The sequence below is a fragment of the Stenotrophomonas sp. STEN033 genome (genome assembly GCF_056856655.1).
Genome location: NZ_JBXFWM010000058.1, coordinates 1 through 21,679 on the forward strand (window position 1 = coordinate 1; position 21,679 = coordinate 21,679).

Below are 21,679 nucleotides of genomic sequence, written 5' to 3' on the forward strand. Positions count from 1 at the left end.
GCTCGGCAGGGGCGTTACATGCAGCGCATCACCACCGATGGCTTGGCTGGTAAAGCCCCCTTGCCGAGCATGGCTCGGCACTACCTTGTGCGGGTACATTGTCGGCTTCGCGGCTTGCGCCGTTCCTACACCCATCGGGGCTTTGCGTTGAACGATCTGTTTGCGAGCGCGCCGCACACACCCGGCGTCCACATCGGCATCGGTGGCTGGACCTATGTGCCGTGGCGCGGCGGCACCTTCTACCCGGTCGGGCTGGTGCAGCGCCGTGAGCTGGAATACGCCAGCCAGCAGCTGACCAGCATCGAAATCAACGGCACCTACTACGGCGCGCAGAAGCCGCACATCTACACCGCTTGGCGCGATGCCACGCCGGAAGGCTTCGTGTTTTCGGCCAAGGCGCCCAAGCGGATTGTCACCGCGCGCAAACTGGCCAGCACCGGCGGGCAGATCGAGGACTTCATCGATGGCATCAGCCATCTGGGTGATCGCCTCGGCCCGCTGGTCTGGCAGTTCGAAGCCGGGCGAACCCTCGACCGCGATGATCTGGCAGCCTTCCTGCAACTGCTGCCAGCGCAGGTCAACGGTCGCCGCCAGCGGCATGCCGTGGAGGTGCGCGATCCCGCGTGTTTCGATGCGGAACTGGTCGCATTGATCCGCCAGCAAGGTATCGCCCTGGTCTATACCGATGCCAGTGACTACCCCAACGCCGCCGACCTGTCCGGCGACTTTGTCTATGCGCGGCTGATGGGCAGCCGCGACCAGCACGTCACCGGTTATCCAGCTGACGAACTGCAGCAGTGGGCCGCGCGCATCCAACGCTGGCGCAAGGGCGAAGACAACCCGGACCTGCCGCATCTGGCCGCGCCCCTGCCCGCCGCCGCGCCGCGTGAGGTCTTCCTCTACTTCATCAGCGCGGCCAAGCACCGCAACCCGGCGGCTGCACGCGCGTTGCAGCAGCTGGTCGATAAAAACTGAAGGCGGCGACGCGGCGCTTGTCACCTGCATCGGCGACAATACGCCGATGCCTACCAACGACACCCGCAAAGCCCTCCTGCAGATCCATTTCTGCGTCCTGCTGTGGGGCGTCACTGCCATCCTCGGCAAGCTGATCACGCTACCGGCACTGCCACTGGTGTGGTGGCGGATGTTGCTGGTGGTGGCGATGCTGGCACTGTTGCCGCGGGTATGGCGCGGCCTGTCCGGCTTGAACCCGCGGCTGGTGCTGGGCTATGCCGGCATCGGCGCGCTGGTCGCGCTGCATTGGCTCACCTTCTACGGCGCGGTGAAGCTGGCCAATGCGTCGGTGGCTGCCACCTGCATCGCACTGGCGCCGGTGTTCACCGCCATCATCGAACCGTGGATCGCGCGGCGTCCGTTCCAACTGCGCGAACTGGCGCTGGGCGTGATCGTGCTGCCCGGTGTGGCGCTGGTGGTTGGTGGCGTGCCCGATGGCATGCGACTGGGTGTGGCGGTGGGTGCGGTTTCCGCGCTGCTGGTGGCCATCTTCGGCTCGTTCAACAAGCGCATGGTCGGCCACGCTGATCCATTGACGGTCACCGCGCTGGAGCTCGGCGCCGGCACCCTGACCCTGACCCTGCTGGCACCGGCCATGCCGCTGCTGCTGCCGGCCCTGGCCAGCGACCTGTGGGTGCTGCCCAACCTGCACGACGGCCTGTTGCTGCTGGCACTGTCCGGGCTGTGCACGCTGCTGCCGTTTGCCCTGGCGCTGGTCGCGCTCAAGCACCTCAGCGCCTATACGGTGCAGCTGGTCACCAACCTGGAGCCGGTCTACGCGATCCTGCTGGCGATGCTGTTCCTGGGCGAGCAGCACGAACTGACGCCGCAGTTCTACCTCGGCGTGGCGATCATCCTGGGCGGCGTATTCCTGCACCCACTGCTCAACCGCCTGCGTCCACAAGCCGCCACTGGCCCGGTCGCCTGATCAACGCTGCGGCCAGTACCAGGCCGGCCCTTCCAGATTGCCAACGCCCCACAGCCGGGTCTGGCCGAATTCCTTGTGCAGGCGCAGCGCATTGCAGGCGGGGTCCTCCTGCAGCGCGGCGATCAGCCGCGAGGCATGCGACACCACCCACAGCTGACTGCGCGCCGCTGCGTTGATGATCAAGCGCGCCAGCGCCGGCAGCAGGTCCGGATGCAGGCTGGTTTCCGGCTCGTTGAGCACCAGCAACGGGGGCGGTCGTGGCGTGTGCAGCGCGGCAATCAGCAACAGGTAGCGCAGGGTGCCATCGGACAACTCACTGGCCGCCAGCGGACGCAACAGACCGGGCTGCGCGAACTTCAGCGACAAGCGCCCCTCCCAGCCCTCGATCCGCACCTGCGCCCCCGGGAACGCATCCTCCAGCGAGCGCTGCAGGCCCTGCCCATCGCCGATCTCGATGATGGTCTGCCAGGCCGCCGCCAGGTCATGGCCATCATCGGCCAGCACCGGCGTACGTATCGCCATGCACGGCTGGCGCGCCGGGGCAGCGGCATCGGAACGGAAATGGTCGTGGAAGCGCCAGCGGCGGATGTACTCGCGCAGGGCCAGCACTTCCGGCATGCGCTGCGGATCGGCCAACTGGCTGAAAAGGCTGTCGAAGCCGGACAGGTGTTCTTCCACCACCTCCCAACTGCGGCCTGCCCGGCGCCGCACCACGCTGCCGCGCCGCTCGACCAGCAGGTTGCTGCTGCGCAGGAAGGGCCCGGCCCAGATGCTTTCGTTCTTGATCTGCGGGTCGCGGTCGAACATCGAGTTGCCCGGCACCGGCAGGCCCAGGTCGATCGCATAGCCGAAGTCTTCGGCGGCAAACCCCAGCTGCAATGACACCGGCGTACTGCGCACCGTGCCCTGCATCGGCATCTCGCCCTCGCGCATGGCCCGGCTTATCCGTTCCGGACCGGCCCACAGCGCCGATTCCAGCCCGCCCTCGCCGGCCAGCGCGGTGGCCACGCCACCACGCGCGGTCTGCGCCAGTAGCCGCAGCGCGCGGTAGAGACTGGATTTGCCACTGCCGTTGTCGCCGGTGACCAGGTTCAGCCGCGCCAGCGGCACGGCCAGCTCATGCAGGGAACGGTAGTTGGCGACAGCCAGGGTCTGCAGCATGGGGTTCTCACGGCATCAGGAGCTGGCCCAGCATGCCCGCGCCCGGTCGCAGACGTCGAGACGCAGGCTCAGCCGGCCACCACCACCCGGTCGCGGCCTTCGGCCTTGGCCTGGTAGAGCGCGGCATCGGCGCGGCGCAGGGTATCGCCCGGTGTTTCACCGCTGCGGTGCACGGCCAGGCCGATGCTGATCGAGATCGGCAGGCCGATCGGTAGCAGACCCACCGACTCACGCAGATATTCGCACTGCAGCTCGGCCTGTTGCAGGGGAGTATCCGGCATCAGGATCACGAACTCCTCGCCGCCATAGCGGGCCGCCATGCCACGCCCGGCGAACTGCGATCTCAATACGCTCGACAGCTCGGTAAGCACCCGATCACCCTCGGCATGGCCATGGATGTCATTGACCATCTTGAAGTGGTCGATATCGACGATGGCAACCGCGGGCGGCACCTCCGCTGCCCGTTCGATCGCCTCCGAAAGCGCGGCGGACAGGGCGCGTCGATTGGGCAGACCGGTCAGTGGATCGGTACGGGTCTGCTCGGACAGCTCCAGGTTGGCCTGCTCCAGCTGCTGGTAGTACTCGACCAGCCGCGCCTCGTACCACTCGTGCTCGACCTGGTGGTGATCGATCTCGATCCGCAGCAGACGCATCTCCAGCAAGCGACTGACCTGACGCGACAGCGCGCGCAGCGCCTCGGCCTGCGGGGTGCCGAGTTGCGACGGCACCGAATCGAACACGCATAGCGAGCCCAGTGCATACCCTTCGCTGGTCAGCAACGGCGCGCCAGCGTAGAAGCGGATATGCGGGTCACCCAGCACCGATGGATTGCCACTGAAGCGTTGGTCCTGGCGGGCATCGGTAACCACCGTCAGCTCTTGCGGAGTGAGGATGGTGTGCGCGCAGAAGGCCTCGTCACGCGGAGTCTGTTCGCCATCGAGCCCCTGCAGCGCCTTGAACCATTGCCGGTGCTGATCGATCAGGGTAACCGCCCCCATCGGCGTCCCGCAGATGGTGCGGGCAATCGTCACCAGGTCATCGAATTCCTGCTCGCGTGCGGTGTCCAGCACGCGGTAACGCTGCAACGCGGCAAGACGTTCGGTTTCGTTGGCGGGCAATGCGGGCTTGATCATGCGCGGATCCGAAGCGGCTGGATGGAGAGCGCAGCCGAGTCTAGCGGCACCGCGCGCAAGGCGCGGTGAGCGCGTCACACTTCACCACTGCTGCTGTTGCGGCAGCAGGCCGCGCAGTTCCTGCTCGGTGAGGTTGCGCCATTGGCCCGGCTTGAGCGCGCCGATCTTGATGTTGTCGATGCGTACGCGGCGCAGCTGGGTGACGCGGAAACCGAACTCGGCCGCCATCAGGCGGATCTGCCGGTTCAAGCCCTGCTCCAGGATGATGCGGAAGCCATATTTGGCGATGCGGCTGGTACGGCAAGGCAAGGTCATCTCGTTGTGGATGCGCACGCCACGCGCCATGCCGCGCAGGAATTCATCGGTGACCGGTTTGTTGACCGCCACCAGATACTCCTTCTGGTGGCCGTTTTCGGCACGCAGGATCTGGTTGACGATATCGCCGTTGCTGGTCATCAGGATCAGGCCTTCGGAATCCTTGTCCAGGCGGCCGATGGGGAAGATGCGCTGCTCGTGGCCGACGAAATCGACGATGTTGTCCTTGACTGCGCTTTCGGTGGTGCAGGTGACACCCACCGGCTTGTTCAGCGCGATATAGACGTGGCGGCGACCGGTGCTCTTCTGCACCGCGCGCGCCCGCAACGGTTGGCCATCCACCTTGACCTCGTCGCCTTCACCGACCACCGCACCGGTGCCGGCGACGATGCCGTTGACGGTGACACGACGGGCGGCGAGCAGGCGGTCGGCCTCACGGCGCGAACAGAAGCCGGTTTCGGCGATGTGCTTGTTGATTCGAATTGTCATCGGCGAATTATCCGCCATCGCCCGCGGCCGGAACAGCGCGGCCAGCCCACGCTGTTCAGGGCACTTCCTGAATATCGCGCGCGTCCACCACCTGGTCGCGGCCGCTGCGCTTGGCCTGGTACATGGCGTTGTCGGCCCGCCGCAACAATCCCGCCACATCATTGTCGCGGTACTGCAACTCGGCCAGGCCGATACTCGCGGTGACGATCAGGCCCTCGTGCTTGAGCCCGCGTGCCTGCACGGTGGCTTTCTCGCGCAGTTGCTCCAGCCGCGGCCGCGCCGCATCGGCACCGATGCCCGGCAGCAGGATCAGGAACTCCTCGCCGCCCATGCGGATCACGTCGCTGCGGCTGCGCACGCCGGTCAGCAGGGTCCCGGCCACCGAAACCAATACTTCATCGCCGCCATCGTGGCCATAACGGTCGTTGATCTGCTTGAACAGATCGATATCCAGGAAACCGATCGACAACGGCTGCCCGGCGGCCTTGGCCTCCCGCAGGTAGTGATCGAGCTGGCGCAGGCCGGCGCGCCGGTTGGGCAGGCCGGTCAAGGTATCGGTATCGGCAAGTTCACGCATCTCATCGCGCTGCTGGCGCAGTTGGCTGAGGCTGCGATTGAGTGAGTACGCCGCCATCATCAGGAACCAGGTAACCGATACCTGGATCGCCTCGACCCGGAATTCCACCAGCAGGCGGTTGTCCATCAGGTCCGCCAATGCCATCACCAGCAAGGGAATCACCGCCACCAGGCCGTCCAGCGCCTGGTAGTAACGACGCCGCAAGGCAACAATGGCGATGCCGACCGACGTCAGGCAGATCAGCGTGAACAGGTCGTCCAGCGCCACCGCCATCCACGCCAGCACCGGCCAAGACATCAACGGCGCCGCCAGCGCGACCACGCCCAGCGCGACGATCAGCACCTGCATCCAGCGACGCGAGCCACGCAGCACGCGCCGCCCACCGCACATGCGCCACAGTACCCAGCCCATCACTGCATAGCTGAGTGCGGACACCGAAACCATCCACACCGGTGCATGCCGACCCAATGGCAACCATGGTTCGGGATAGCCGCTCAGTCCGCTCAATACCGCCTGCCAGACCACCAACAACGCACAGACCAGGGTATAGACCAGGAAATCACGCCCGCGCGTGGTCGCGAAACCCATCAGGGCCGACAACGCCAGGGCCAGTGCAATCGCCACGCAGGCGGTGCGGACCACCAGGCGCAGGGTGTCCTCTTGCTGCAGCGGACTGGGTGCACCGAGGTGCACCGTGGGAATCCAACGCGCCTTCAACGGCGACTCCCAGGCCACCCGGATCGGCTCCACCGTGCCCTGTTTCGGCACCACCACCAGGCCTACACCGGCACGGAAACGCGAATCGCGTGTGCGCGCATCCTGCATGTCGCCACAGACCTGCCGATCACCGTGGAAAATCATCACTTCGCCGGCAAAGACGTTGAACACCCCCACGCCTTGTGGCGCGCCGGACCAGCCGCCGTCGGGAGCGGCTATTTCTATCGCCGGGCGCATGCGCGCCAGCGACTCGGCGCTGCAGGCACGCAAGGGGGCCTGTTCATCCGTCGCGGCACCGGCAATCAGGAAGTCATGATCGACCAGCAATGGCTGGGCGGCGCCCAGCAGCGGCCACAGGCTGAAGAGCGTCGACAGCAACAGGAGCACGGCCCATCCACGCCTCACCCCCCCAGCAACTGCCCCTCCCCCTTCTGCCATGACCTTCCCTTTCGCGTTCCCCGACGCGGACAGCGGGCATTATCGCAATATCCCGCTGCGAGCAGTACGTGAAGGCGGTCGCGGCTTGCGGTTGTTGCCCCGCCTTGTCCTGGCAAGCCGGCAAACAGTCAAAACAGACAACCCCGGCATTGCCGGGGTTGTCTGGTCATGCCTTGGATTGGCTGGATCAGTAGTTGCGCGGACCGCGCGGCTTGAAGCCACCCGGACGCGAACCACCCGGACCGCCGGGACGCGGGCCGCGCGGGCCGGACGGACGACCACCCGGCTTGCCTTCACCCTTGTCGAAGCGCGGCTTGAACGACGGTGCCGCGGCACCATGGTCCTCGCCTGCCTCGACCTTGCGCATCTGCAACTGCTGGCCCGACACCCACACCTTCTTAAGGTGCTGCAGCACGTCGCTGGGCATGTCAGCCGGCAGATCCAGCACCGAGTGACCGTCATGGATGTCGATGCGGCCGATGAAGCGGCTTTCCAGGCCGGCCTCGTTGGCGATGGCGCCGACGATGTTGGCCGGCTTCACGCCATGGGTGTGACCGACTTCAATGCGGTAGGTCTCCATGCCGAACTCCGGCGCGCTGCGCGGCGGCATTTCGCGACGCGGACGCGACTCGAAGTCACCTTCGCCGCGCGACGGACGCGGCGCGCGCTCACCGTCGTCATGGCGCGGCGCACGCTCAAAACGCGGTTCGAAGCGGGCCGGGCGCTCACCACGTTCGTCACGGCGGTGGAAACCACCATCGCGCGACGGACGCTCGCTGCGATCGAACGACTGCTCGCGGCGCTCGCGCACCGGCGGGGTCAGCAGGAACGGTGCATCACCCTGCAGCAGCTTGGCCAGTGCGGCAGCGATGTCGATCGCCGGCACGTTGTGCTCGCCTTCGTAGCGCTGCAGCAGATCGCGGTAGAAATCCATGTCGCCGGCAGCCAGGGCCTGGCTGATGCGGTCCATGAACTTGCTCACGCGGTGGTCATTGACCGCGTCAACGGTCGGCAGCTGCATTTCCTCGATCGGCTGGCGGGTAGCGCGCTCGATCTGGCGCAGCATGCCCTTTTCGCGCGGGGTGACGAACAGGATCGCCTCACCGCTGCGGCCGGCACGACCGGTACGGCCAATGCGGTGCACATAGCTTTCGGTGTCGTACGGGATGTCGTAGTTCAGCACGTGGCTGATGCGCTCCACGTCCAGGCCACGGGCCGCCACGTCGGTGGCCACCAGGATGTCCAGCTTGCCTTCCTTCAGCTGGCCGATGGTGCGCTCGCGCTGGGCCTGCTGCATGTCGCCGTTGATGGCGGCCGCGGCCAGGCCACGCGCCTGCAGCTTGCCGGCCAATTCCTCGGTGCCGGCCTTGGTACGCGCGAAGATGATCATCGCGTCGAACGGCTCGACCTCAAGGATGCGGGTCAGCGCATCGAGCTTGTGCATGCCAGCCACCCACCAGTAACGCTGGCGGATATTGGCCGAGGTGGTGGTCTTGGAAGCGATGGTCACTTCCACCGGATTGCGCAGATAGGTCTGCGCGATACGGCGGATCTGCTGCGGCATGGTGGCCGAGAACAGGGCAACCTGGCGGCTTTCCGGCAGCTTCTTGAGCACGGCCTCGACGTCGTCGATGAAGCCCATGCGCAGCATTTCATCGGCTTCGTCCAGCACCAGCGTCTTCAACTCGGACAGGTCCAGGGTGCCGCGATCGAGGTGATCGATCACGCGGCCCGGGGTGCCGACCACGACGTGGACGCCGCGGCGCAGCGCCGACAGCTGCTGGCCATAGGGCTGACCACCGTATACCGGCAGCACGCGGAAGCCCGGCATCGACGCCGAGTAGGTCTGGAATGCCTCGGCGACCTGGATGGCCAGTTCGCGGGTTGGCGCCAGCACCAGCACCTGCGGCTTGGTGGCGGAAAGATTGATGTTGGACAGCACCGGCAGCGCGAAGGCGCCGGTCTTGCCGGTGCCGGTCTGCGCCTGGCCGAGCACGTCACGGCCTTCCAGCATGGCCGGAATGGTGGCAGCCTGGATCGGTGACGGGGTCTCGTAACCGACATCGGCCACTGCCTTCATCACAGGCTCGGACAGGCCGAGATCTGCGAACAGCAGCGGCGCGGGGGTATCTTGGGACATGGGTAACTCCGGGGGCACCGCCGCGAACGGGCGGGCGAAAAGACGCATATTGTGCGCTCTAAACAGCTCTGCTGTCGCGCATGGCTAGATTTGCGTTCAGCTTACGAACACAACCGGCCGCCGCTTGGCCCCTGTTGGAGCACCCGCACGGGTCGCCGATAGCGCACAATACCACCCGTTTTTCTCCGTGAACACCATGCAGACCATCGATTTTGAACTTGACCGCGACTACGTGGAACTGAAGCAGCTGCTGAAACTGACCGATCTGGTCAGCAGTGGCGGCGAGGCCAAGGTGATCATTGGCCAGGGCCAGGTCAGCGTCGACGGCGTGGTCGAGCTGCGCAAGGCCTGCAAGATCCGCGGCGGCCAGCAGGTCGAACTGGGCGATGTCCGGATCAACGTGATCGCCGATCCGGACCCGAATCGCGCCGAAGAAGACGACGAAGACGAGTGATGTAGTGCCGAGCCATGCTCGGCCGGGGCTTTCCCCGCGCCCCCTCAGGGCTGCAGCGTTTGTAGGGGCGGCATAAGCCGCGAAGCCGGCAGCCTGTCAGCACCCTATACCCGCCACCACCATTGGCTTGGCGGCTTACGCCGCTCCCACAAGCCCGCCCCACCTGTCCCAAAGGCCCGCTACGCGCGCGCTTGGGTCAGGTGCCCGGCAATCAACTTCCTGAACGGAACCACGCCCTGCGCGGCCCGCAACGCCGCGCCGCGCAGCAGGCGTGCCGGCAGCCGGCTGTCGTTATAGAGCCCGGCAATGGCATTGGTGGCCTCGTACAGCGGCCGCGTCGCCAGTCGGTGGCCGCGCTGGTAATTGGCCAGCAGCCCGTCCGCGCCGATATCGCCACCGCCACGCACCGCCTCCAGCACCAGCCGCGCCAGCCGTTGCTGGCTCTGCAGGCCAAAATTGAAGCCGTGCGCGGTGACCGGGTGCATGCCGACCGCCGCATCGCCAATCAGGGCGTAACGCCTGCCGACGAAGCGGTGCGCATACACGCCCACCAGCGGATAGGCATGGCGCGTTCCCATCTGGGTCATTTCGCCCAGGCGATGCTCGAAGAAACCGCTGACGGTTCGTCCAAAGGCGACCTCATCCATCGCCAGCAACTGCTGCAGCTGCTGCGGTGGCATGGTGATGACTGCCGAAGCCTGGTTGCCCGGCAACGGCAGCATCGCCAGGGTGCGTTCGTAGCCAAACCATTCCCAGGCGGCATGTTCATGCGGACGCTCGCACTGCATCCGGCAGACCAGCATGGACTTGCCGAAGTCGCGCATCTGCGCGCCGATGCCCATCATCCGCCGGGTCGCCGAGAAGCGGCTGTCGGCGGCAACGACCAAACGTGCGCCCAATTGGCTGCCGTCGCTCAGCGTCACCGTAGTGAAGGCGTCGCCGGCATCGACTGCAGTCACCGAGCGGCCATCCAGCAGTTCCAGCCCGGCCTGCCCCTGCACTGCCTCCCAGGCGGCACGCCGGATCAGGTGATTGGGGATCAGCCAGCCCAGTTCCTCGACCCCTTCGCCCTGCGCGGCAAAGCCCAGCGCGAACGGCGAGCTGCCGTTCATTACCTTGGCGCTGCGCAACGACGAGATCTCGCCCGGGTCAATACGCTGCCACAGGCCCATGCTGCGCATGATCTGACGGGAAGCATGGGTCAGCGCGATCTCGCGACCATCGAAAGCCGGCTCGGCCAGCGCCGCCAACGGCTGTGGTTCGATCACTGCCAGTGACAGGCCACTGCCCGCCAGGCTGCGGGCCAGACTCAAGCCGGCCGGACCGGCTCCCACCACCACCACATCCACCTTGCGCATATGCCACTCCGTTAGGCCTACCGCAGGGAGCGTAAGCAGGCCGGCGTAAGGATTCATTGATCCAGATCAGCCCCAAGGCAATGAGCACGCAAACACAGCGGGCGCCCTGCGGCGCCCGTGTGCGATGTCGCGACCGTGATGGCGCTTGGTTAGTTTGCCGAGGCCGCGCGCACGCTATACCCGGAGGCGCGCCATACCTTGTCCTCGTCCAGGCGGAAGGAGACCAGCTCGCGCACCGGCTGCGCGTTGTTGGCAAAGCGGGTCGGGAAACTGACGTTCAGATAGATGCCTTCCGGCACCGAGGCACCGGCCGGGTACTGCACACGGGTGATCGAGGGCTTGCCACGCGACACCAGCGCGCCCAGCTTGGCGCGATCGGCGTTGACGTTGTTGGCGAAGACGTCGCGGGTCACCGCCTTGCGCGCCACGGCCGAGGCCCCGTCCCACACCGAAGCCGCCTGCTGGCTGTCGACCAGTTGGGCCACGCGCTGCGCGGCGGCGGTCATCTCCGCATCCTGCTTGGCGACCTGCGCCTGCTGCGCTGCGCTCAACGCCGGTGCCGGCCGTGCGGCGGCAGGCGGCGTAGCGGCGGCCCGCGCAGGCGCAGGCGCCGCAGTGGGGGCAGCGGCAGGCGCCTGCGCAAAAACGCTTGCGACGGGCACGGCCAGGGACAACACCATCAACAAACAACTGGATCGCATAGCTCTCTCCATGACGCTTTCAGTTGGACGGAATGCCAATCCAATCACGGTTTGCGACCTTGCGCATCGCCCCGCTTGTTCATTTACGTGTGCCGGATGCACCGACTTGTGCGGTGACGGCGGGCGCGGGCGCGGCCACCACCGCCGGCGCAGCCCCGACTGCCGCAGCACCGGTAGGCAGGGTCGTCGGCATCGGCGCCAACATCGCGGTATCGATCTCCGACAACGGACTTTCCTCCGGGCAGGTTTCATCCGGGAAGCCGAACTGCTCCTTCAAGGTCTGCCCACAGGCGGTGACCGCCTCAAGGTCCGCCCCTTCCACCTTGCAGTCGCGGTCAAAGGCGATGAGGAAGGCATCCTTGCGGCGTACGAAATCATCGCCACACTTGCGCATCTGCTTGATCCGCTCCAGGTCATCCTGCACCGCGTTGGTGCCGTCCAGGCCATACTGCTTGAGCTCGTCGCTGGTCAGCACGCGCAGGCTGCGGTTGGGCACGGTCATCATCAGGTCGGCAACGCCCACGGCCACGCCGTTGCGCTGCAGGTAGTCCTTCACGTTGTCATAGACCTCGTGCAGCTCCTTGTTCAACTCCGCACGCGAGGTGGCGGTGGAGCTGATGCGCATCATCCGGTGGATACCGACCTTGCCGGAGATCAAGCGGTTGTCACCTGCGGCCAGCACGAACACGCAGGCGCTGTGGCAGACCGAGCCTTCGCGCACCCAGATGGTCCAGCCCGACTCACCGATGCTGTCACCGGCGACGATGGCCGCTTCCACCTGGCCACCGCTGGAATCCAGGTCGAGGATGCGCTTGCTGATCTTCATCGCATCGGCGACGACGGCAAGGCGCGTCACCATGGCTGCGAATGAGGGATTGATCTTGCCCGCATAGCGCACCCGCAGCAGCCCGCGTTCCTTGCAGGGCTCCAGTGCCGCATCCATGCTGGCACGGTCCAGTGCCGCCAGCTCGCTACCGTCGCCGTTCTCGCCTGCATAGTCGGTGCCACAGCTGATCCAGGCCTTGCCATTTTCCAGCACCAGCTCGGGCCACGGCTTGTCCTTGGCCGGCAGCACCGGTGCGGGTGGAACCGGCGCATCGGCGGCATTGATGGACACCATGTGGTCGCCATCGGCGGCCAGCGCGGCGGCGGGATCCGCCACAGGCTTCTTGTCGCCGGTCGGCGGATTGCAGGCCAACAGCCCGATGCACAACAACGGCGACCACCAGAACTTGGGCAACATGGAGAGCAATCAGATCCGTACTACGGCGCAGCCACGCCAGGAAGGTGAACAGTCTAGTGCGCAATACCCATCCTGCTGCAACGCCCGGTGAATCAACACAGCGTCGCGCGCATTGATGTCCGAAAATGGCCAGTGGGCATCCCCGTCCACGCCTAGACTGTGCCCATGCAGAACCTCCTGATGCCCGCACATATGCAATGCGAACAAGCCCGCCTGGCCCGCGATGCGCGCTTCGACGGCCTGTTCTTCACCGCCGTGCGCAGCACCGGCATCTATTGCCGGCCGGTGTGCCCTGCACCGCCGCCGAAGCCGGAGAACGTCAGCTACTACCCCAGCGCCGCTGCCGCCAGCGCCGCCGGTTACCGGCCCTGCCTGCGCTGCCGCCCGGAGTTGTCACCCGATGACGCCAATCTGCTGCACGATCAGACCCTGCACCAGGCATTGGCCCTACTCAACGAAGGCATGCTGCAGGAGCAGCCGGCCACTGCCCTGGCCGAGGCGATGGGCATCAGCGCGCGCCAGTTGCAGCGCCTGTTCGTGGCCAGGCTCGGTGCGACCCCGGCGCAACTGCACACCACCCGCCGCCTGCTGCTGGCCAAGCAATTGCTGACCGAAACCGCGCTACCGGTGACCCAGATCGCATTGGCCGCCGGCTTCAACAGCCTGCGCCGCTTCAACAGCGCCTTCCTCGACGGTTGCGGCATGCCGCCCAGCGCCCTGCGCAAGCAGCATGGCACGGTAGCCGGCGGCGAACCGGTGCTGCGCCTGGCCTACCGGCCGCCGTTGGACTTCCCACTGATGCTGGCCTTCCTGCGCCGCCGTTCCTTGCCCGGCATCGAATACATCGACGAAAGCAGCTACCAGCGCGTGGTCGTCGCCAATGGCGTGGCCAGCCTGATCCGGGTCAGTGCCGATCCGAGGCGCCCGGAACTGCGCCTGCAACTCGGCACCACCGATCCACGGTCCATCCCCGCCATCGTTGCCAAGGTGCGGCGCGTGTTCGATCTGGATGCCGACCTGCGCACCGTCCATGCGGCGCTGGGCCAGGAGCCCCTGCTCGCACGCGGCATCGCCGAACGCCCAGGGCTGCGCATCCCCGGCGGCTGGGACGGCTTCGAGGTCGCAGCGCGCGCCGTGCTGGGACAGCAGGTCAGCGTTGCTGCTGCCACCACGCTGGCGCGGCGCCTGGTGGACCGGTTTGGTGAACACCTGCCTGGCATGCCGGAAGGCCTGGATCGCCAGTTTCCCGCCCCGGCAACGCTGGTCGAAGCCCCTCTGGAAAGCATCGGCCTGCCGCGGACCCGCGCCGCCACCCTGCGCGCCATCGCCCGCGCCTGTGCCGAACAGCGCCTGGATTTCAGTCGCGCGCAGACGCTGGAAAGCTTCGTGCAGAAAGCCACTGCCCTGCCTGGCATTGGGCCGTGGACAGCGCACTACATGGCGCTGCGGGCGATGGGCCTGTCCGACGCCTTCCCCGCCGGCGACCTGGTGTTGCAGCAGGTATTGGGCGAAGGCCAGCGCCTGAGCGAACGCGAAACCGAACGCCGCTCGCAACCGTGGCGCCCTTGGCGCGCCTACGCGGTATTGCACCTGTGGCACCTGGCAGTGCCCACGGAACGAAAGAACCCCAAGCCCGCTACGGAGGCCACGGCATGAACACCCTCTACTACGACCGCTTCGACAGCCCGATCGGCGCACTGACTGTCGCCGTCGACCAGGTCGGCGTACGCCACATCCTGTTCGCCGAGAACCGCCACGACGCCAAGGGCCGCGAGCATTGGCAACGCGACCCCGACGCCGTCGCCGAACCCCGCCGGCAGTTGCTCGAATACCTGCGCGGCGAGCGCCAGCATTTCGGGCTGCCCCTTGCCCCGGTGGGCACCGCGTTCCAGTTGCAGGTCTGGCACACGCTGGCGCAGATTCCGTTCGGCGCGACCTGGAGTTACCGCCAGCTGGCCGAGTGCATTGGCCGCCCCACCGCCACGCGCGCGGTAGGTGCCGCCAATGGCCGCAACCCGCTGCCGATCGTGCTGCCCTGCCATCGGGTGATCGGCAACAACGGCGCGCTGACCGGCTTCGGTGGCGGGCTGCCGACCAAGGCGGCGTTGTTGAAGCTGGAGGGCGTGCCCAGCGCAGGTGAGCGGGTGGCGGATCTGTTTGCCTGAGTGTGGTTGCTCCCGGGTGCGCGGTGCTTACCCGGGCTACGGGACTACGCGTTGGATCAAACGCTGACAACCTGACGAAGGTTGTATTTGTACGGTCACCGGCGCGGCCTAGAATGGCGCCATGACTTTTCTACGTATTTCGGCCACGGCAGTGGCCTGTGCACTGCTTGCCGCCTGCGCCACTACCCCCTCCTCGCCAAACGCGGTCCCGGACGTACCGCCCACGGTATTGATGATTTCCATCGACGGCCTGCGCGCCGACAAACTCAATGACGCGGACAGCCCAAACCTGATGCGCCTGGCGCGTGAAGGCGTGCGCAGCGTTGGCATGCGCCCGTCCTATCCCTCGCTCACCTTCCCCAATCACTACACCCTGGTCACCGGCCTGCGCCCGGACCACCATGGCCTGGTGCACAACGCGATGAGCGCCGATGCGCTTGGCGAATTCAAGGTCAGTGACCGCACCGCCGTACAGAACGCGGCCTGGTGGGATGGCGGCGAGCCGATCTGGGTCAGCGTGCGCAAGGCCGGGCTGAAGAGCGCCACCTGGTCGTGGCCGGGCAGCGAAGCACCGGTGCGCGGCCTGCACGCCAACCAGTGGCGCATGTACGACGAAAGCGTGCCGCTGGCCGAGCGCATGAACCAGGTACTGGCCTGGCTGCACGGCGAACCGGACGCGATCACCCCACGCTTCGTCGCCACCTATATGGAGCAGGTGGACAAGGCCGGGCATGGGCACGGCCCGGATTCGCCCGAGTACAAAGCAGCATTGCAGCAAGTTGATGCCGCCATCGGCCAGTTGGTCGACGGCATGCGCCGCGACGGCTCGCTCGACCACACCAACGTAATTGTCGTATCCGACCACGGCATGGCAACGGTCAAGGCCGGCAATGCGGTGGCCATCGAAGACATGGTTTCGGCAGATATCGCCAAGGTGGTGTCGGTAGGTCAATCGGTAGGCTTCGCACCGCTGCCGGGCAAGCAGGCCGCCGCGGAAAAGGCGCTGCTCGGCGAGCACGCGCACTACCAGTGCTGGAACAAGGCGCAGCTGCCAAGGCGCTGGCACTACGGCAGCAACCCGCGCGTGCCGGCCATCATCTGCCAGATGCAGGAGGGCTGGGATGCATTGACTCGCAACGACATCGCAAAGCGCCCGCCAGGCGACCGCGGCTCGCATGGTTATGATCCGGCGCTGCCGTCGATGCAGGCGGTATTCGTCGCACGGGGCCCGGCCTTCGCGCAGGGCAAGCAGCTCACCGCCTTCGACAACGTCGACGTCTATCCGCTGCTTACCCGCCTGATCGGCATCCCGGCCCAGCCCAACGATGGCGACCCACGTGCACTCGAGCAGGCACTACGCCAATCGAAGTGAGGTAACCCGGGGGTAGCCCGGGTAAGCGCAGCGCACCCGGGATCCATCACGGACACAAAAAAAGCGGCGCAATGCGCCGCTTTTCTGTAACCACTGCCGGGCTGGATCAGCCGGCCTTGGCGACGGTCTTCTTGGCAACGGCCTTCTTGGCCGGGGCCTTGGCGACAGTCTTCTTGGCGACCGGCGCGGCAGCGCCCACGGCCACCTTGCTCACGTGCGAGCGCGAATTGCCATAACTGGCGTTGTAGCGCTTGCCCTTGGCGGTCTTACGGTCACCCTTACCCATGTCGTCAACTCCTTGGTTTGTAATCAGTTACCCCGTGCGAGCACGGGTTTGGCGGGGTCACAGCAAGCACCCTCGCGCATGGACAGAAAGCCTACCATGCGCCCCTCAATGTGCGCAGCTGGCGTCATGCACATGCACGTGGTTCAAGCGCAGGTTGACCACATGCGCCAACCCCACCAACACACCACCCAGGGTCATCACCACCGCATGCGGGACGCGCGAATGGTGCAGCTCGGGATGCAGCAGGCCAGCCCACAGCAACACCAGGCCCGGCACCAGCAACAGCAGCGCCATCAGCGCGCGGTGGCGCAGATAGCCCCAGATCAGGCTGAACAGCCCCAGCACGGTGACGAAGATGACGATGCTGGCTTCCACCCCGTCACTGAGCCAGAACGACAGGCCCAGTGCCGGCGCGACCGCCAGCAGGGCCGGCAACACCGCGCAGTGCACCGCACAGATCAGCGAGCCGGTGGCTCCAAAGCGATCCAGGAATTTGCGTAATCCGGTAGATGGGGTGGGCATGACTTCCAGCAGGGGCGGCAGAACGTTATGGAATAATATAACATTATTGTCCTTCCCGCCCGAACCTCCTGTGTCAGTCCCGCTGCCACGACCGGTTCAGCCTGCCACCCAAGTGATACACAGTAACAAAGGAACGCTCATGCCCTTCCCCCGTCGCACCCAGCACCACCTGCTGTTCCTCGCCCTTGTCGCCGCCCTGCCTGCCGTTGCCAGTGCCGCGGATGACGACGCCGGGCAGAGCCATCACCTGACCGAACTGAGTGCGGTCAAGGTCACCGCCTCGCCCTTGCAGGGTTCGGCCGAATCACTGGCGCGCCCGGTCGACGTGCTGGCCGGCACCGACCTGGACGAGCACAAGTCCGGCACCCTGGGTGACACCGTGGCCAAGCTGCCCGGCGTGCAGAGCACCTTCTTCGGCCCCGGCGTGGGCCGCCCGATCATCCGTGGTCAGGAAGGTCCGCGTGTGGCGGTTGTCGCCAATGGCGTCGGCAACATGGATGCCTCCACGGTCAGCGCCGACCACGCCTCCAGCATCGAACCGTTCCTGGCCGACCAGATCGAAGTGCTGAAGGGCCCGGCAACCCTGCTGTTCGGCAGCGGCGCCATTGGCGGCGCGGTCAACGTAGTGGATGGCCGCATTGCCAGCGAGGTACCGGACCGTCCGCTCAGCGGCCGCGCCGAACTGCGTGGCAACTCGGTCAATGAAGAACGCAGCGGCATGTTCCGCCTGGACGGGGTCAGCGGCGACAACCTTGTGCTGCATGTGGACGGCCTGGTCCGCAATGGCGATGACTACCGCATCCCCGGCTATGCCATCGACCCGCACGCTTTGGACGCCGATGACCATGACGACCATGACGGCGACAGCGACGAGCTCGGTCCCCGCGGCCGCCTGGAGAACAGCTCGGTACGCACCCGCGCCGGCGGCTTCGGCGCTACCTGGTTCGGTGAAAGCGGCTACCTCGGCGCATCGCTGGGCACCTACCGCAGCAACTACGGCATCCCCAACGGCGCCCATGTACATGCCGACGATGACCATGGCCACGACCATGATGACCACGATCACGACCATGCAGAGGAAGGTGAAGAGCATGACGTGCGCATTGACATGGTGCAGAACCGCTTCGACCTGAAGGGCGGCCTGTACAACCCGACCTCCTTCCTGAAGAGCCTGACCCTGCGCGGTGGCTACACCGATTACGAGCACACCGAGCTGGAAGCCGGCACACCGTCCACCCGCTTCACCAACAAAGGCTATGAAGGCCGACTGGAAGCCGTGCAGCAGCCACTGGCCGGCTGGGAAGGCGCCTTCGGCCTGCAGTTCGGCAGCAGCGATTTTGGTGCGATCGGTGAGGAAGCCTTCGTACCGGGCACCACCACCGACACCCTTGGTGCCTTCGTGCTGCAGGAAAAACAGTTCGGCCCATTCAAGCTGGAGCTGGGCGCACGCCATGACCGGGTCAAGCTGGATCCCAACGATGCCCAGCGCAACCGCAGCTTTGGTGCTACCAATCTTTCCGCGTCCGGCATCTGGGCGTTGAACGACACCTTCGATCTGCGCTTTGGCGTGGATGCCTCCGAACGTGCGCCGACCAACGAAGAGCTGTACGCCGCTGGCGCCCACATCGCCACCCGCTCGCTGGAAATCGGCAACGCCAACATGGACACCGAGCGTGGTCGTCGCGTCGAGCTGGGCCTGCACGCCCATAACGAGCGCATCGATGTACAGGCGGCGATCTACCAGACCAAATTCAAGGACTTCATCTACCTGGCCGACACCGGCGTGGTCGAAGGTGGTTTGCCGGTCCGCAGCTGGACCCAGAACGATGCCACCTTCAAGGGGGCCGAGGCCGAGGCCACCTGGCACATGATCGAAGGCCTGGCCGGTGATTGGGACCTGCGTGTGTTCGGCGATTACGTCAAGGCCGAGCTGGATGGCAGCGGCACCCGCAATGTCGACATCGCCGTGCCGCATGGTGATCACGCGCACCATTACAACGTCGACCTGGCCAATGGCGGCTATCTGCCGCGCATCTCCCCGGCCCGTGTCGGTGCCGACCTGCATTGGTCGCTGGGCGGCTGGCGCGCCTCGTTGGGCGCCGTGCGCTATGGCAGCCAGAAGGACGTGGCGCAGAACGAAGAGCCGAGCACTGCCTACACGCTGGTCGATGCCCATCTTGCCTATCGTTGGGACCGCAGTGGCAGCAACAGCTACGAGGTCTTCCTGGACGGCAGCAACCTGACCAACCGTGAGGCAAGGCCGCATACCTCGTTGCTGCGGGATTATTCGCCGCTGCCGGGTCGTGGCGTGGCGTTTGGTATACGCGCCTGGTTCTAAGCGATTGCCAACGGCCGCAGTGGCTTTGAGCTGTGGCTTTTGCTGTGGCTTTTGCTGTGGCTTTTGCTGTGGCTTTTGCTGTCGCTTTTGCTGTCCCCTCTCCCGCCTGCGGGAGAGGGGTAGGGGTGAGGGCAAGCTTCTGCTTCTGCTCTTTAGCTTCTGCTCTTTAGCTTCTGCTCTTTAGCTTTTGCTCTTCATCCTCTGCCCCACCCCCTGCAATCCGAGCACAGATGAAAACCACCGCAAGGTGGTTTTCTTCTCTGACCAACTTGCTGAGAAGCCCATTTAAAAACACAACAAAGCCGGATCAAAAGCGCCCCCCATCCGCCCTCCGGGCACCTTCCCCCGCAAGCGGGAGAAGGGAAAGCTGACGCCAAAGCCGAAGCCAAGGCCAAGGCCAAGGCCAAAGCCAAAGCCAAAGCCGAAGCCGAAGCCGAAGCCGAAGCCAAAGCCAAAGCCAAAGCCAAAAGCAAAAGCAAAGAAAGAACCACTGCAGCGGCAAGAGCAACGGCAAAAGCAGCAACAGCAACAGCAACAGCAACAGCAACAGCAACAGCAACAAAGTCTGCCAGCCACCCTTCACCACCACTCGCAATTACGTGCATATACACATCAACTCCCGCCATCGCCCCGCCGACAACGCCGATGGACGCCCTCAGCCCCTGCACCTGCTTCCAGCTGCGCCGCGCCACGCGCCGCGTTTCCCAGCTCTATGACCGCCACCTCGCCGCGGCCGAGCTGAGCCTCAACGCCTACTCCATCCTGCGCCGCGCCAGCCAGGCACGCCCGCTGGGCGAGCTCGCCGATGCGCTGGGCATGGACCGCACCACCCTCACCCGCAACGTCAAGCCGCTGCTCGAGGCCGGCCTGCTCAACGCGGCACCCGGCCAGGACTCCCGCCAGCGCCAGTTGCAGATCACCGCCGCCGGAAAACGTCGCCTGCACAAGGCCTTCCCGCTCTGGCAGCAAGCGCAGCAGGAGGTCGAAGCCCTGTTCGGCAGCACCCGCATCAACAACCTCAACCAGCAACTGGAAGCCCTCAACCACGCGCTGGAACAGGAGCGGCCAGCATGAGCACGCAAGCCCCGACGCGCACGCCCTGGCTGCTGTTGCTCGCCGCCTCCAGCATCCTGATGGTCACCATGGGCGTGCGCCAGACCAGTGGCCTGCTGATCGACCCAATCCACGCCGCCACCGGCCTGGGCATTGCCCAGATCAGCTTCTCGCTGGCGATCGGCCAGTTTGTCTGGGGCGCGGTGCAGCCCCTGTTCGGCGCCATGGCCGACCAACGCGGGTCACTCCCGGTACTGGTCGGCGGCGGTCTGCTGCTGGCCATCGGCCTGTTCGCCGCAACCCTGCTGCCCGGTGCCTGGGGGCTGAATCTCAGCTTCGGCCTGCTGCTGGCCGCCGGTGCGGGCGCGGGCAGCTTCTCGGTGCTGATCGGTGCCACCGCCTGGCGCATCCCCGCGCAGAAGCGTTCGATGGCGGCCGGCATCATCAACGCCGGCGGGTCGCTGGGCCAGTTCCTGTTCGCGCCATTGGTGCAACTGCTGCTCAGCGCCTTCGGCTGGGTCAAGGCGCTGTATGCACTGGCGCTGATCGTGCTGCTGTCATTGCCGCTGGCCTGGCCACTGCGCAAGCGCGCACCGCGCAGTGTCGGCACGGATGATGGCGAAGCCCTGCGTCCGCAGTTGCAGCGCGCCCTGCGTGACCGCAGCTACTGGTGCCTGCACCTGGGCTTCTTCACCTGCGGCGTGCATATCGCCTTCCTGGTCACCCACCTGCCCGGCGAGATCGCCCTGTGCGGCTTGTCGCCAAGCGTGGCCTCGGTGTCGATTGCGCTGATCGGCCTGTTCAATGTGGCCGGCAGCCTGATCATCGGCGCGCTTGGCGAGCGTTTCCGCATGAAATGGCTGTTGTTCTGGATGTACCTCAGCCGTGCGGTGCTGATCGCCGTCTATCTGGTGTCGCCACCCACGCCGATGACCTTCTATGTGTTCGCTGCAGTGCTCGGCTTCACCTGGCTGGCCACGGTGCCACCCACCGCCGGCCTGGTCGGCAAGCTGTTCGGCCCACGCCATATGGGCACCTTGTTCGGCCTGACCCTGCTCTCGCACCAGATCGGCGCGTTCTTCGGTGCCTGGCTCGGCGGCGTGGCATTGGAATATGGCGGCGACTACAGCTGGATGTGGTACGCCGACATGGCGCTGGCCGCCGCTGCAGCCCTGGTCAACCTGCCGATCCGCGAAGCGCCATTGCGCCGCCAGCTCGCTAGCGGCTGAACAGAAACTAGCGCTGCAACAAGCCGTTTCATCGCCGCCATTGAAA

The 21,679-nt window shown here is 66.0% G+C and carries 20 protein-coding genes; 9 read left to right on the top strand and 11 right to left on the bottom strand.

All coding sequences use genetic code 11. The features are described from left to right. Nucleotides 1–147: 147 nt before the first annotated feature. Nucleotides 148–975 carry a DUF72 domain-containing protein gene (locus AC1VXC_RS16365; protein WP_313170180.1) on the top strand — a complete coding sequence of 276 codons (828 nt, stop codon included), beginning with the start codon at nucleotides 148–150 and terminating at the stop codon, nucleotides 973–975. A 46-nt stretch (nucleotides 976–1,021) separates the two neighbouring features. Next, the gene (locus tag AC1VXC_RS16370; protein WP_313169268.1) at nucleotides 1,022–1,942 is read left to right on the top strand and encodes a DMT family transporter; all 921 of its coding nucleotides are present in this window, start codon (nucleotides 1,022–1,024) and stop codon (nucleotides 1,940–1,942) included. On the opposite strand, the gene AC1VXC_RS16375 is transcribed toward AC1VXC_RS16370, so the two are convergent. The 5 genes from AC1VXC_RS16375 to AC1VXC_RS16395 form a co-directional block, all read right to left on the bottom strand. Then, complete coding sequence (locus tag AC1VXC_RS16375) at nucleotides 1,943–3,103, bottom strand: AAA family ATPase (RefSeq protein ID WP_481539477.1); 1,161 nt, start codon at nucleotides 3,101–3,103, stop codon at nucleotides 1,943–1,945. It lies immediately after the preceding gene. A gap of 68 nt (nucleotides 3,104–3,171) precedes the next feature. Continuing rightward, nucleotides 3,172–4,236, bottom strand: coding sequence for a sensor domain-containing diguanylate cyclase (locus AC1VXC_RS16380; protein WP_313169264.1), 1,065 nt, complete (start codon nucleotides 4,234–4,236; stop codon nucleotides 3,172–3,174). Between the two features lie 81 nt (nucleotides 4,237–4,317). Further along, entirely contained in the window at nucleotides 4,318–5,040 is a 723-nt protein-coding gene (locus AC1VXC_RS16385) for a pseudouridine synthase (protein ID WP_313169262.1), read from the bottom strand. 55 nt (nucleotides 5,041–5,095) lie between these two features. Further along, nucleotides 5,096–6,721 (bottom strand): GGDEF domain-containing protein, encoded by a 1,626-nt coding sequence (locus tag AC1VXC_RS16390; protein ID WP_481539478.1) that lies wholly within the window; start codon nucleotides 6,719–6,721, stop codon nucleotides 5,096–5,098. A gap of 238 nt (nucleotides 6,722–6,959) precedes the next feature. Next, nucleotides 6,960–8,912 carry a DEAD/DEAH box helicase gene (locus tag AC1VXC_RS16395; RefSeq protein WP_313169258.1) on the bottom strand — a complete coding sequence of 651 codons (1,953 nt, stop codon included), beginning with the start codon at nucleotides 8,910–8,912 and terminating at the stop codon, nucleotides 6,960–6,962. Between the two features lie 196 nt (nucleotides 8,913–9,108). Between AC1VXC_RS16395 and AC1VXC_RS16400 the strand changes: the two genes are divergently transcribed. After that, nucleotides 9,109–9,366: an RNA-binding S4 domain-containing protein gene (locus tag AC1VXC_RS16400; RefSeq protein WP_313170178.1), complete on the top strand. Its 258-nt coding sequence runs from the start codon at nucleotides 9,109–9,111 to the stop codon at nucleotides 9,364–9,366. Nucleotides 9,367–9,545: 179 nt separating this feature from the next. Here the strand turns inward: AC1VXC_RS16400 and ubiM are convergent, their stop codons facing one another. The 3 genes from ubiM to AC1VXC_RS16415 form a co-directional block, all read right to left on the bottom strand. Then, nucleotides 9,546–10,724 carry a 5-demethoxyubiquinol-8 5-hydroxylase UbiM gene (ubiM, locus tag AC1VXC_RS16405; protein ID WP_481539479.1) on the bottom strand — a complete coding sequence of 393 codons (1,179 nt, stop codon included), beginning with the start codon at nucleotides 10,722–10,724 and terminating at the stop codon, nucleotides 9,546–9,548. 149 nt (nucleotides 10,725–10,873) lie between these two features. Continuing rightward, complete coding sequence (locus tag AC1VXC_RS16410; RefSeq protein ID WP_313169255.1) at nucleotides 10,874–11,425, bottom strand: DUF4019 domain-containing protein; 552 nt, start codon at nucleotides 11,423–11,425, stop codon at nucleotides 10,874–10,876. Between the two features lie 79 nt (nucleotides 11,426–11,504). Beyond that, entirely contained in the window at nucleotides 11,505–12,668 is a 1,164-nt protein-coding gene (locus AC1VXC_RS16415) for a COG3904 family protein (RefSeq protein WP_313169253.1), read from the bottom strand. Between the two features lie 165 nt (nucleotides 12,669–12,833). Here AC1VXC_RS16415 and AC1VXC_RS16420 point away from each other — a divergent pair, with 165 nt between their 5' ends. The 3 genes from AC1VXC_RS16420 (at nucleotide 12,834) to AC1VXC_RS16430 (ending at nucleotide 16,205) form a co-directional block, all read left to right on the top strand. After that, entirely contained in the window at nucleotides 12,834–14,324 is a 1,491-nt protein-coding gene (locus AC1VXC_RS16420; RefSeq protein WP_481539480.1) for a DNA-3-methyladenine glycosylase 2 family protein, read from the top strand. After that, nucleotides 14,321–14,833, top strand: a complete 513-nt coding sequence (locus tag AC1VXC_RS16425) for a methylated-DNA--[protein]-cysteine S-methyltransferase (protein WP_481539481.1) — start codon at nucleotides 14,321–14,323, stop codon at nucleotides 14,831–14,833. The genes AC1VXC_RS16420 and AC1VXC_RS16425 overlap by 4 nt, the downstream gene beginning before the upstream one ends. Before the next feature lie 121 nt (nucleotides 14,834–14,954). After that, nucleotides 14,955–16,205 carry an alkaline phosphatase family protein gene (locus AC1VXC_RS16430; RefSeq protein ID WP_481539482.1) on the top strand — a complete coding sequence of 417 codons (1,251 nt, stop codon included), beginning with the start codon at nucleotides 14,955–14,957 and terminating at the stop codon, nucleotides 16,203–16,205. Nucleotides 16,206–16,311: 106 nt separating this feature from the next. On the opposite strand, the gene AC1VXC_RS16435 is transcribed toward AC1VXC_RS16430, so the two are convergent. After that, nucleotides 16,312–16,491 carry a 30S ribosomal protein THX gene (locus tag AC1VXC_RS16435; RefSeq protein WP_293708723.1) on the bottom strand — a complete coding sequence of 60 codons (180 nt, stop codon included), beginning with the start codon at nucleotides 16,489–16,491 and terminating at the stop codon, nucleotides 16,312–16,314. A 105-nt stretch (nucleotides 16,492–16,596) separates the two neighbouring features. Further along, the gene (locus tag AC1VXC_RS16440) at nucleotides 16,597–17,013 is read right to left on the bottom strand and encodes a MerC domain-containing protein (protein WP_313169246.1); all 417 of its coding nucleotides are present in this window, start codon (nucleotides 17,011–17,013) and stop codon (nucleotides 16,597–16,599) included. A 139-nt stretch (nucleotides 17,014–17,152) separates the two neighbouring features. Here AC1VXC_RS16440 and AC1VXC_RS16445 point away from each other — a divergent pair, with 139 nt between their 5' ends. Continuing rightward, on the top strand, nucleotides 17,153–19,351 hold the full coding sequence (locus tag AC1VXC_RS16445) for a TonB-dependent receptor (protein WP_481539483.1): 2,199 nt from the start codon (nucleotides 17,153–17,155) through the stop codon (nucleotides 19,349–19,351). Nucleotides 19,352–19,545: 194 nt separating this feature from the next. Here the strand turns inward: AC1VXC_RS16445 and AC1VXC_RS16450 are convergent, their stop codons facing one another. Continuing rightward, nucleotides 19,546–19,962: a hypothetical protein gene (locus AC1VXC_RS16450; protein WP_482995071.1), complete on the bottom strand. Its 417-nt coding sequence runs from the start codon at nucleotides 19,960–19,962 to the stop codon at nucleotides 19,546–19,548. Between the two features lie 34 nt (nucleotides 19,963–19,996). On the opposite strand from AC1VXC_RS16450, the gene AC1VXC_RS16455 reads away from it, so the two are divergent. Together AC1VXC_RS16455 and AC1VXC_RS16460 are read left to right on the top strand one after the other, a co-directional pair. Continuing rightward, nucleotides 19,997–20,425, top strand: coding sequence for a MarR family winged helix-turn-helix transcriptional regulator (locus tag AC1VXC_RS16455; RefSeq protein WP_481539820.1), 429 nt, complete (start codon nucleotides 19,997–19,999; stop codon nucleotides 20,423–20,425). Beyond that, nucleotides 20,422–21,633: an MFS transporter gene (locus tag AC1VXC_RS16460; RefSeq protein WP_481539821.1), complete on the top strand. Its 1,212-nt coding sequence runs from the start codon at nucleotides 20,422–20,424 to the stop codon at nucleotides 21,631–21,633. The genes AC1VXC_RS16455 and AC1VXC_RS16460 overlap by 4 nt, the downstream gene beginning before the upstream one ends. The last annotated feature ends 46 nt before the right edge of the window (nucleotides 21,634–21,679 follow it).